12 protein-coding genes are annotated in these 11,152 nt (G+C 63.7%); 11 read left to right on the top strand and 1 reads right to left on the bottom strand.

Translation table 11 applies throughout. The annotated features are described in order from the left end of the window. Positions 1 to 918, bottom strand: a 918-nt coding sequence (locus AC0L23_RS10540; protein WP_473356846.1) for a Rieske 2Fe-2S domain-containing protein, incomplete at its 3' end; no start/stop codon positions are given. 180 nt (positions 919 to 1,098) lie between these two features. Between AC0L23_RS10540 and AC0L23_RS10535 the strand changes: the two genes are divergently transcribed. From AC0L23_RS10535 to AC0L23_RS10485, 11 genes are all read left to right on the top strand, one after another. Further along, positions 1,099 to 1,614: a MarR family winged helix-turn-helix transcriptional regulator gene (locus AC0L23_RS10535; protein ID WP_018455095.1), complete on the top strand. Its 516-nt coding sequence runs from the start codon at positions 1,099 to 1,101 to the stop codon at positions 1,612 to 1,614. Positions 1,615 to 1,813: 199 nt separating this feature from the next. Beyond that, on the top strand, positions 1,814 to 4,066 hold the full coding sequence (locus tag AC0L23_RS10530) for a TonB-dependent siderophore receptor (protein ID WP_473356991.1): 2,253 nt from the start codon (positions 1,814 to 1,816) through the stop codon (positions 4,064 to 4,066). Between the two features lie 570 nt (positions 4,067 to 4,636). After that, a complete protein-coding gene (locus tag AC0L23_RS10525; RefSeq protein WP_473356845.1) occupies positions 4,637 to 5,002 on the top strand; it encodes an NADH-quinone oxidoreductase subunit A in 366 nt (121 codons plus the stop codon). Next, complete coding sequence (locus tag AC0L23_RS10520) at positions 4,999 to 5,580, top strand: NuoB/complex I 20 kDa subunit family protein (protein WP_026232875.1); 582 nt, start codon at positions 4,999 to 5,001, stop codon at positions 5,578 to 5,580. The genes AC0L23_RS10525 and AC0L23_RS10520 overlap by 4 nt, the downstream gene beginning before the upstream one ends. Positions 5,581 to 5,591: 11 nt before the next feature. After that, complete coding sequence (locus AC0L23_RS10515; protein WP_018455092.1) at positions 5,592 to 6,206, top strand: NADH-quinone oxidoreductase subunit C; 615 nt, start codon at positions 5,592 to 5,594, stop codon at positions 6,204 to 6,206. A gap of 2 nt (positions 6,207 to 6,208) precedes the next feature. Next, the gene (locus tag AC0L23_RS10510; protein WP_473356844.1) at positions 6,209 to 7,405 is read left to right on the top strand and encodes an NADH-quinone oxidoreductase subunit D; all 1,197 of its coding nucleotides are present in this window, start codon (positions 6,209 to 6,211) and stop codon (positions 7,403 to 7,405) included. Beyond that, the gene (locus tag AC0L23_RS10505; RefSeq protein ID WP_162496315.1) at positions 7,405 to 8,367 is read left to right on the top strand and encodes an FkbM family methyltransferase; all 963 of its coding nucleotides are present in this window, start codon (positions 7,405 to 7,407) and stop codon (positions 8,365 to 8,367) included. The genes AC0L23_RS10510 and AC0L23_RS10505 overlap by 1 nt, the downstream gene beginning before the upstream one ends. A 12-nt stretch (positions 8,368 to 8,379) precedes the next feature. Continuing rightward, on the top strand, positions 8,380 to 8,991 hold the full coding sequence (nuoE, locus tag AC0L23_RS10500; protein WP_018455089.1) for an NADH-quinone oxidoreductase subunit NuoE: 612 nt from the start codon (positions 8,380 to 8,382) through the stop codon (positions 8,989 to 8,991). Beyond that, entirely contained in the window at positions 8,991 to 9,194 is a 204-nt protein-coding gene (locus AC0L23_RS10495) for a hypothetical protein (RefSeq protein WP_026232874.1), read from the top strand. Before nuoE ends, AC0L23_RS10495 begins: the two co-directional genes overlap by 1 nt. A 15-nt stretch (positions 9,195 to 9,209) precedes the next feature. Then, positions 9,210 to 10,535, top strand: coding sequence for an NADH-quinone oxidoreductase subunit NuoF (gene nuoF, locus AC0L23_RS10490; protein ID WP_018455087.1), 1,326 nt, complete (start codon positions 9,210 to 9,212; stop codon positions 10,533 to 10,535). A 5-nt stretch (positions 10,536 to 10,540) separates the two neighbouring features. After that, positions 10,541 to 11,152: NADH-quinone oxidoreductase subunit G (locus tag AC0L23_RS10485; RefSeq protein WP_473356843.1), on the top strand; the 612-nt coding region annotated here is incomplete at its 3' end.

Here is an 11,152-nt window from a genome sequence, read left to right as displayed (position 1 = left end):
GCCCCCCCCCCCCCCCCCCGGGGCGCCGCCGCGGGGCGGGCCTTTTTCGGCGGCAAAGGTGGGGTGGTCGAGCGCCCGCGTCCAGCCGATCGACTCGACGCGGGCGAATTGCGCCACGCGCGGGTTTGGCACGACGCGCAAGGTGGGGAGCGCCGCCTCGGTGACGCGGTAAAACACCTTGCCGTCATCCTGCTTGCGGATCGAGCGCACGGCGATCCCGCGCGGCGTCTTGTCGAACGTCACCTCCGGCATCGATGCCATCATGTTGGTGAATTGCGGACCCGAGAACGAGCCGTGCAGCACCGGCACGTGGTAGGGATCGACCACGTTCTCGAAATGCTGGAGCCAGTTGCAGGGGATGATCGCGGGACCACCGCCGCCGATCGAGGAATCGTCGGCGTCGACGAACTCGCCGTCGTCCATGGTCTCCAAGCACTCATAGGCCGGCAGCACCGGGCGTTTCTCGGCCGGGCCCATATAGGCGAAGATCAGCCCGTAGCGCTCCTCGACCGGATACCAGGGCTGGCGCACCTTGTCCTTGAACTGGCCGCCATCGGGCTCGCAGGGCTGCTCCAGGCAATGGCCCTCGGTGTCGAACTTCCAGCCGTGATAGCAGCAGCGGATGCCGTCCTCCTCGACCTTGCCATAATAGAGCGTGGTGCCGCGGTGGCAGCAGCGGGCGTGCAGCAGGCCGGCGCGGCCGTGCTTGTCGCGGAACAGCACCAGATCCTCGCCGAGCGCGCGGACCTTCTTCGGAGTGTCGGTTGCGTCTCTGATGAGCCCGACCGGATGCCAGTAGCGGCGGAGCAGTTCGCCCATCGGCGTGCCGCGCATGACCGACGTGAGCTCGGTGCGGGTGTGCGCGGGCTTCATCGCATAGGCCGTGCCGAGATCGCGATCCCGCTGGGTGATGGTCATGCTGGTCCTCCCGCAGTCGGCCGTACCGGCCGGGCTTTTTTGATGCCTTGTACCAAGTGAAGATTAGATCGATGACAATGTCAACGATTTCCAAATGCCTCTTGATCGCATTCGGATCAGGCTGGGGAGGTCGCGCTACCAAGACTTGGCACGCCGCGGCTTTCTTGGCAGAGGTGGACCATGAGCCAGACATCAGGCAGGGACGGGCGCACATCGTCCGATGCGGACGAAAGTCAGTCGCTGGCGCCGATCACCGTCATGCTGTCGTCGCGGCTGATGGTGCTGGCCAATTTGCTCAAGCGCGGCGCCATCCTGCGCTACAAGCGTCTCGCCGGATTGTCATCGGTCGAGTTCGGCCTGGTCGCCTCGCTTGGCCGGCGGCCGCCGATGAGCGTGGCGCGGCTCGCGGAAGCCGTCGGCCAGGACAAGGGGCAGATCAGCCGCGCGCTTGCGGAACTCGTGTCGCGCAAGCTGATCGCGAAATCGGCGAACCCGAAGGACAGCCGCGAGGTGCTGGTCTCGCTGACCGCAACGGGCCTCGCGGCGCATGATGCGATCGTCGCCGGTGCGCAGGAGCGCAATCGGCGTTTGCGCGAACATTTGAGCGAAGCCGAGTTCGAGACGCTGCTGCAGCAGGTCGATCAATTGACGGCAATCGCCGCCGAGATGCTCGAGAGCGAGAAGATTTCGCGCTGACGTTTCGGCGATCCGGGAACATGTTGGATCGCTTCCAAGACCCTTTCCAAGACTCTTTCTAAGACTCCTTCTAAGAGGCTTTCAATTAGGGAATTCGCGCGCGCTGCCCTAAGCGTCACCGCAAGCGCATGCCGTCATGGGCCGACAGCATGTGCCATCAGAACACGCAGTTTTGGGGTTGCGCGTGAACAGTCTTGGAATGCTGCGATCGGCCATGTTGGCGACCGCATCCGCTTGGGTTTTGCTGCCGCAGGCATCGCTTGCACAATCTCCTGCGCAGATGATTGGCGCGCAGAACATTCCGTCGGTGACCGTCGCCGCGCCGGAAGCGCGCCGACGAGCCATCTCCGTGCAGCGCCGTGCGCCGCGATCGTCCCAGCAGACCGCCAACCGAAACAGGCCGCAGCCGCCGCGCAATGTCGGTTTCGTCGAGACCCCGCTCGGCCCGGTGCACGGCTACGTCGCCGGCCGCAGCTCGTCCGGCACCAAGACCAACACGCCGATCATGGAGACGCCGCAGGCGGTGTCGGTGATCGGCGCGGAGCAGATTCGCGACCAGAAGGCGAACAAGCTCGACGAGGTCCTGCGCTATACTGCCGGCGTCCGCGCCGGGACCTTCGGCGCGGACACGCGCAACGACTGGTGGCTGATCCGCGGCTTTAAGTCCGACGACGTCGGACTGTTTCTCGACGGCATGCAGCTGTTCTACACCTCCTATGCGAGCTGGAAGCTCCAGACGCCCAACATGGAGCGCGTCGAGGTGCTGCGCGGTCCATCGGCCGTGCTCTATGGCGGATCGAGCCCGAGCGGCATCGTCAACGTCATCAGCAAGATGCCGCCGGCGGAGCCCGTCCGTTTCATCGAGACCGGCGTCAACAATTTCGGCAACGCCTATGTCGGCTTCGATGTTGGCGGTCCGGTCGCAACGAGCCACGAGAACGGCAAGCTGTTCTACCGCGTCGTCGGTCAGGTCCAGAACGGCCCCACGCAGGTCAATTTCACGCCGGACAACAACTACTTCATCGCGCCGTCGGTGACCTGCAAGCCGGACGCCGACACGAGGTTCACGGTACTGGCTTCAGCTTCCCGGCAGGAAACCCGTGGCATCAACTTCCTGCCCTATGAGGGCACGGTGATCAACGCTCGGTTCGGCAAGATCCCGACCAGCTTTTTCGCTGGCGATCCCAGCGTCGACAAGTTCACGCGCGAGCAGGAGATGCTGGGCTATCAGTTCGAGCGCAATCTCACCGACGATTTGACGTTCCGGCAGAATGCGCGCTTTGCCCATGTCGATGTGACCTATCGCGGCTATGTCGGCAATAATTGGGCTGACATCAACACGGCCAGTCTCGGTCGCTATAATTGGTATGCGAAGAACACCGCCAACCAGGCCAATCTCGACAATCAGCTGGAGTACCGCTTCAACACCGGCGCGGTGCGGCATACGATGCTGTTCGGGGTCGATTTGAAGGGCTACCAGATCGACGATTATCAGGCTTTCAACTTCGGCACCGTCCCTTCGATCAACGTCTTCAATCCCGCCTACGGGTTTGACATTCCGTTGACGGGCGCACCGTTCCGCAACTTCCAGATCACGCAGAAGCAGGCCGGCACCTATCTTCAGGACCAGATGAAGCTCGGCAACTTCACGCTGGTGCTGAGCGGCCGCAACGATTGGGTCGAGACGACGCAGGCTGCCCGTGATACCGGCGCCACGCTTGCCAGCCGCGACGACAGCAGGTTCAGCGGGCGCGCCGGGCTGATCTACAATTTCGACAACGGCATCGCGCCCTATGTGTCCTACGCCACGAGCTACAATCCGATCATCGGCCTCAACGCGCAAAACCAGCTGTTCCTGCCGGAGACCGGCCAACAGACGGAAATCGGCGTGAAGGTCGCGCCGCGGGGATTTGACGGCTACTTCACCGCTTCGGTGTTCGACTTGAAACGTCAGCATGTGGCAACGACCGATCCGGTTTTCACGACCTTGCAGAACCAGACCGGCGAGGTGACCTCGCGCGGCATCGAGATCGAAGCGGTGGCGAACGCCACGCGTGAGCTGAAGCTGATCGGCTCGTTCACGGCCTACCGTTTGTTCAACAGCAGGGATCTGGACCCGGCGCTGGTCGGCAAGACCCCGACCAACACGCCTGAGCTCCTGGTGTCCGGCTGGGCGGACTACACCTTCAAGGACGGGCCACTCGCGGGGTTCGGCTTCGGCGGCGGTCTCCGCTATATCGGTTCGTCGTGGGCGGATACCGCCAATACCCTCGAGGTTCCCGCGGTCGTGCTCGGCGATCTCGCGCTCCACTACGAATGGCAGAACTGGCGCACCGCGCTGAACGTGGTCAATTTGACCGACAAGATCTACGTCGCGAGCTGCGCGGCGGCGTCATCCTGCTTCTACGGCGACCGCCGGCGCGTCACCGCCAGCGTCTCCTACAAATGGTGAGGCAAATGACGAGAACAGGCGAGGGAAGGCCATCGTGAGAGCCTGACCGGCCCGTCGCCGGCTTCCACCACGAGATCGATGAGCTCGCGGGTCATGCCCCCCGGCCCGAAGCTCATGCGAGCGCGGCGCGCGACGACCCAGCCACGTCGCCGCCGCGCTCGCCACCCATTTTCCGCTGGGGCGAAGTGGGCCTCCTGCCCGACACATTCGCCAGACGAGCCCAGGTCCGATCGTGATGCATGGCTCCCGGGTCGCTCGCCCGATAATGGGCGCGCTTGGCCTCGTTATAATCTGGACTTTGCAGCGTCGCGGCCTAGATAAAGTGAGCCTTCCCAACCACGGACGTCACGGCCCAGCGCGTGTGGACTGATCGGGGCGCCCTTGCTGGGGCTGTCGATCTGCTCCATACCAGCCGCGGGGTGATTCCGGGATTTCCACCGTTCTGAGGGCGACAAAGGGCCTAAAAAGAGCGTGTCTTGCGCCCATTGGTGCACTGCGCTAAGGCTCAGAACAATTCCAAACTGGACGAATCCGTGGCTGTCCCGAGGCTGCGGGAAAAAGGGCTCGTCAATGAGCGGCATTCTGCAGAACTATCTTCCACTCGTCGTCTTCATAGGGGTAGCGGGCCTCATTGGCCTGGCGCTGCTGATCGCGCCGTTCATCGTGGCGTTCCAGCAGCCGGACCCGGAAAAGCTGTCGGCGTATGAGTGCGGTTTCAACGCCTTCGACGACGCCCGCATGAAGTTCGACGTCCGCTTCTATCTCGTCGCCATCCTCTTCATCATCTTCGACCTCGAGGTGGCGTTCCTGTTTCCCTGGGCGGTGGCGTTCGGCAAGCTTGGCGCGACCGGCTTCTGGTCCATGGTGGTGTTCCTCGCCGTGCTGACGGTCGGGTTCGCCTATGAATGGAAGAAAGGCGCACTGGAATGGGATTGACCCCTACGTCGTCCGCCGGTCCGGTTCTCGCGCCGGCCCCCAAGGGCATCCTGGACCCGTCGACCGGCAAGCCGGTCGGGGCCAATGATCCGTTCTTCCTCGAGGTCAATTCGGAACTGTCCGACAAGGGCTTCTTCGTGGCCGCGACCGACGACCTCATCACCTGGGCGCGCACCGGCTCGCTGATGTGGATGACCTTCGGTCTCGCCTGCTGCGCAGTCGAAATGATGCAGGTCTCGATGCCGCGCTACGACGTCGAGCGCTTCGGCTTCGCGCCGCGCGCTTCACCGCGTCAGTCGGACGTGATGATCGTCGCGGGGACCCTGACCAACAAGATGGCGCCTGCGTTGCGCAAGGTCTACGACCAGATGCCCGAGCCGCGCTACGTCATCTCGATGGGCTCCTGCGCCAACGGCGGCGGCTATTATCACTATTCCTACTCGGTCGTGCGCGGTTGTGACCGCATCGTGCCGATCGACATCTATGTGCCGGGCTGCCCGCCCACGGCGGAAGCGCTGCTCTACGGCGTGCTGCTGCTGCAGAAGAAGATCCGCCGCACCGGCACAATCGAACGCTAAGGTTTTACGTCATGGACGACGCCAAGCTCGACGCCCTGGGGCAGACGATCGTTAGCGCGCTTCCGGGCGCCGCCATCGGTCATTCGGTGGCCTTCAACCAACTCACGGTGGATGTCGAGGTCAGCAAAATCGTCGAGGTGGTCAAGTACCTGCGCGATGACCCGAACTGCCGCTTCATCAACTTCACCGACATCACGGCCGCGGATTATCCGTCGCGCGAAAAACGCTTCGACGTGATCTATCACTTCCTGTCACCGACCCTGAACGCGCGGATCCGGCTCAAGGCCCAGGCGGACGAGACCACGCAGGTGCCGTCGCTGATCGAGGTGTTTCCCGGGGCCGACTGGTTCGAGCGCGAAGCCTACGACCTCTATGGCGTGATCTTCGTCGGCCATCCCGACATGCGCCGCCTCCTGACCGATTACGGCTTCGAGGGTCATCCGCTGCGCAAGGATTTCCCGACCACCGGCTTCCTCGAGGTCCGCTACGACGACCAGGAGAAGCGGGTGGTGTACGAGCCGGTCAGGCTCAACCAGGAATTCCGCAAGTTCGACTTTTTGTCCCCGTGGGAGGGCGCCGACTATCCGGTCCTTCCAGGGGATGAAAAAGCAGGGCCGAAGGTCTGATCATGAACGAGCAACCCGAAGTCCTTCGCAACTTCACCATCAACTTCGGTCCGCAGCATCCGGCGGCGCACGGCGTGCTGCGCCTGGTGCTGGAGCTTGACGGCGAAGTCGTCGCCCGCGTCGACCCGCATATCGGCCTGCTTCACCGCGGCACCGAAAAGCTGATCGAGCAGAAGACCTATCTGCAGGCGATCCCTTATTTCGACCGCCTGGACTACGTCGCGCCGATGAACCAGGAGCACGCCTTCTGCATGGCTGCAGAAAAGCTGCTCGGCATCGAGGTGCCGCGCCGCGCGCAGCTGATCCGCGTGCTCTATTGCGAGATCGGCCGCATCCTGTCGCATTTGCTCAACGTCACGACGCAGGCGATGGACGTCGGCGCGCTGACCCCGCCGCTGTGGGGCTTTGAAGAGCGCGAAAAGCTGATGGTGTTCTACGAGCGCGCCTCCGGCAGTCGCATGCACGCAGCCTATTTCCGCGTCGGCGGCGTGCATCAGGACCTGCCGCAGAAGCTGGTCGACGACATCGACGCCTGGTGCGATCCGTTCCTGAAAGTGGTCGAAGATCTCGACCGGCTGCTCACCGCCAACCGCATCTTCAAGCAGCGCAACGTCGACATCGGCGTCGTGTCGCTGAAGGAAGCCTGGGAGTGGGGCTTCTCCGGCGTGATGGTGCGCGGTTCGGGCGCGGCCTGGGATCTGCGCAAGTCGCAGCCCTATGAATGCTACGCCGAGATGGATTTCGATATCCCGATCGGCAAGAACGGCGACTGCTATGACCGCTATCTGATCCGCATGGAAGAGATGCGCCAGTCCGTGCGCATCATGAAGCAGTGCATCCAGAAGCTGAACTCGGCCGACGGGAAGGGTCCCGTCGTCGTCGAGGACAACAAGGTCGCGCCGCCGCGCCGTGGCGAGATGAAGCGCTCGATGGAAGCGCTGATCCACCACTTCAAGCTCTACACCGAAGGCGTCCACGTGCCCGCCGGCGAGGTCTATGCGGCGGTCGAGGCGCCGAAGGGCGAGTTCGGCGTCTTTCTGATCTCGGACGGCACCAACAAGCCCTACAAGTGCAAGATCCGCGCGCCCGGCTTTGCGCATCTGCAGGCGATGGACCACATCTGCCGCGGTCATCTGCTCGCCGACGTCTCGGCGATCCTCGGCTCGCTCGACATCGTGTTCGGAGAGGTCGATCGGTGATGGCGCAGGCGCCGATCCAGTTTGACCGCGCCTCGGGGGCCCTTGAAGGGGCCAACCTGTGGGAGCGGACGGCTGCCTTGGCGCTGGTGACGGGATCGAAGATCTCGTCGCACTTCTCGCATATGGGCTACATCGCCTGCGCCAATCTGCTGCGCAAGACGCTGCCCGAGCGCAATATCGCGATCAAGCTCAATCCCGACGCCGTGTTCGAATTTCCCTACGGCGATGGCTATTGGAGCAAGCTGCTCAACCGCTCCTACAATTACGAGGACGAGCTGGAGCTGTTGTTCGCCGATTCCATCGACGTCGACTACACGCTGCTCGATTGCGGCGCGAATTACGGCTATTGGTCGGTGCTGGTGTCGAGCAAGCCGTTCGGCTCGCACAAGGCGATCGCGATCGAGCCGTCGGGGCAGAACTATCCGAAGCTTGACAACAACGCCCGCATTAACGCCAGCCGCTTCGAGACCATGAAATGCGCGATCGGCGCGGCCCGTGGCACCGCGCGTCTGTCAGGCACCAAGCACGAGGCCTTTAGCATCGCCGGCGATGCGTCGGCGGGCGGCGAGGACGTGCCGGTCATTGCGCTCGACAATCTGATCGACGACGGCAAGATCGCAGGCACCGGCAAGTACCTGATCAAGCTCGACGTCGAGGGCGTCGAGATCGAGGCGATCAAGGGCGGCGCCCGGCTGCTCCAGGCCGACAGCGTCGTCATGTGCGAGGAGCACGGCAGCGACCGTTCGCACGCGGTCTCGCGCTACATCCTCGAACACACCCCGCTGAAGCTGATCGTCTACGATCCCAGCACCCGACGTATGGAAACGGTGACCGAGCTGTCGATCCTCGACCGCATCAAGGTCTCCACCCACGTCGGCTACAATGTTTTCGGCACCGCAAGCGCATTCTGGCAGGACAGGATCAATGCCCTGAATGCGAAAACAGCGCGCCGTGTGCAGTGAGAGATTGAAGAGATGTCCGTTCGCCGATTAGCACCGAAGGAAGTCCAGCCCGCGAGCTTTGCGTTCACGGAGGAGAACCTCGCGTTCGCCAAGCAGCAGATCGCGAAATATCCGGCCGGACGCCAGGCTTCGGCCGTCATCGCCATCCTCTGGCGGGCGCAGGAGCAGCACGACGGCTGGGTCTCGGAAGCCGCGATCCGCGTCATCGCCGACATGCTCGACATGCCCTATATCCGCGTGCTCGAGGTCGCCACCTTCTACACGATGTTCCAGCTCGCCCCGGTCGGCAAGAAGGCCCACGTCCAGGTCTGCGGCACCACGCCGTGCCGCCTGCGCGGCGCCGAGGATCTGATCCACGTCTGCGAGCACCGCATTCATCACGAGCCCTTCCATCTCTCCAAGGACGGCAATTTCAGCTGGGAGGAGGTGGAGTGCCTCGGTGCCTGCGTGAATGCGCCGATGGTGCTGATCGGCAAGGATACCTATGAGGATCTGACCAAGGAAAGCTTCGGCAAAGTGCTCGATGGCTTTGCCTCGGGCAACCCGCCCAAGCCCGGTCCGCAGAACGGCCGCCAGTTCTCGGCGCCGACCGGTGGGCCGACAACGCTGAAGGAAATCACCTGATGCGTGATCTCTCACCGCCAGTTGAAGGGAGCAGTGTTGTGAAGAAGTGGGGCTTCGTCGCAATGCATTCCGCCGTGGCGGCCACCTTCATTTTCCTGCTTCAGCGCTTCGCACTGAACGCGTCGCTGGAATCCAGTCTGCTCTGGGCGCTGACCTTCGCCGTCTGCGCCGCCGGGCTTGCCTACAAGCAAGCCAACCGTTGATCGGAAAGCACTGACATGCTCGAGGACAAGGACCGCATCTTCAAGAACCTCTACGGCCTCCACGATTGGGGCCTCGAGGGCGCGCGGCGCCGCGGCGCCTGGGATGGTACGAAGAACATCATCGACAAGGGCCGTGACTGGATCATCAACGAGATGAAGGCGTCGGGGCTGCGCGGCCGCGGTGGCGCCGGCTTCCCGACCGGCCTGAAATGGTCGTTTATGCCGAAGGAGTCGACCGACGGAAGGCCGAGCTATCTCGTCGTCAATGCCGACGAATCCGAGCCCGGCACCTGCAAGGATCGCGAGATCATGCGGCACGATCCGCATCTCCTGATCGAGGGCTGCCTGATCGCGAGCTGCGCGATGAACGCGCATGCCTGCTACATCTATGTCCGCGGCGAGTTCATCCGCGAGCGCGAGCATCTCCAGGCGGCGATCGACCAGGCCTATGAGGCCAAGCTGGTCGGCAAGGACAACGTCAACGGCTGGCCGTTCGACATCTACGTCGCCCACGGCGCCGGCGCCTATATCTGCGGCGAGGAAACCGCGCTGCTCGAGAGCCTCGAAGGCAAGAAGGGCCAGCCGCGCCTGAAGCCGCCGTTCCCGGCCAATGTCGGCCTGTACGGCTGCCCGACCACCGTCAACAATGTCGAGTCGATCGCGGTTGCGCCCGACATCCTGCGCCGTGGCGCGGCATGGTTCGCCGGCATCGGTCGTCCGAACAATGTCGGCACCAAGCTGTTCTGCATCTCCGGCCATGTCGAGCGGCCCTGCAACGTCGAAGAGGCCATGGGCATTCCGTTCCGTGAGCTGATCGAGAAGCATTGCGGCGGCATCCGCGGTGGTTGGGACAACCTCAAGGCCGTGATCCCCGGCGGCTCCTCCGTGCGCATGGTGCCGGCCGAGCAGATCATCGACACGCCGATGGATTTCGACAGCTTGAGCAAGCTGCGCTCGGGTCTCGGCACCGCGGCCGTGATCGTGATGGACAAGTCGACCGATTTGATCCGCGCCATCGCCCGCATCTCCTATTTCTACAAGCATGAGAGCTGCGGCCAGTGCACGCCGTGCCGCGAAGGCACCGGCTGGATGTGGCGCGTCTTGACCCGCATGGCCGAAGGCCGCGCCCACAAGCGCGAGATCGACATGCTGCTGGAAGTCACCAAGCAGGTCGAAGGCCACACCATCTGCGCGCTTGGCGACGCGGCGGCGTGGCCGATCCAGGGCCTGATAGCGCATTTCCGTCACGAGATCGAAGCGCGCATCGACCAATATTCGCACAAGTCCGACATCGACGATATCGGCGTCCGCGATCCCGTGAACATGGTCGCGGCGGAGTAGAGAGAATGACCAAGCTCATCATCGACGGTAAAGAGATCGATGTCCCCGCCGAATACACGCTGCTCCAGGCGTGCGAAGCGGCCGGCGCCGAGATTCCGCGCTTCTGCTATCACGAGCGGCTGTCGATCGCCGGCAATTGCCGGATGTGCCTCGTCGAGGTGAAGGGCGGCCCGAAGCCGGTCGCGAGCTGCGCCTGGGGCGTGCGCGATTGCCGTCCAGGCCCCAAGGGCGAGCCGCCGGAGATCTCCACCCGTTCGCCGATGGTGAAGAAGGCGCGCGAAGGCGTGATGGAATTCCTTCTGATCAACCATCCGCTGGATTGCCCGATCTGCGATCAGGGCGGCGAGTGCGACCTCCAGGACCAGGCGATGGGCTACGGTGTCGACACCAGCCGCTTCGCCGAGAACAAGCGCGCGGTCGAGGACAAATATCTCGGCGCGTTGGTCAAGACCTCGATGAACCGCTGCATCCAGTGCACCCGCTGCGTCCGCTTCTCGGCGGAAGTGGGCGGCGCCCCCCCAAAGGGGGGGGCCGGCCCCCGGGCGGGCGCGGGGGGGGGGGGGGAGGGAGAGCCCCCCCGGCCCGCGGGAATGGAAGGCCAGAAAGTGGCCCACGGG

The sequence above is a fragment of the Bradyrhizobium sp. MI1.4 genome (assembly GCF_055811315.1).
Note: the sequence above shows the minus strand (reverse complement) of the source record. Positions and strands in the feature narration are given on the sequence as shown.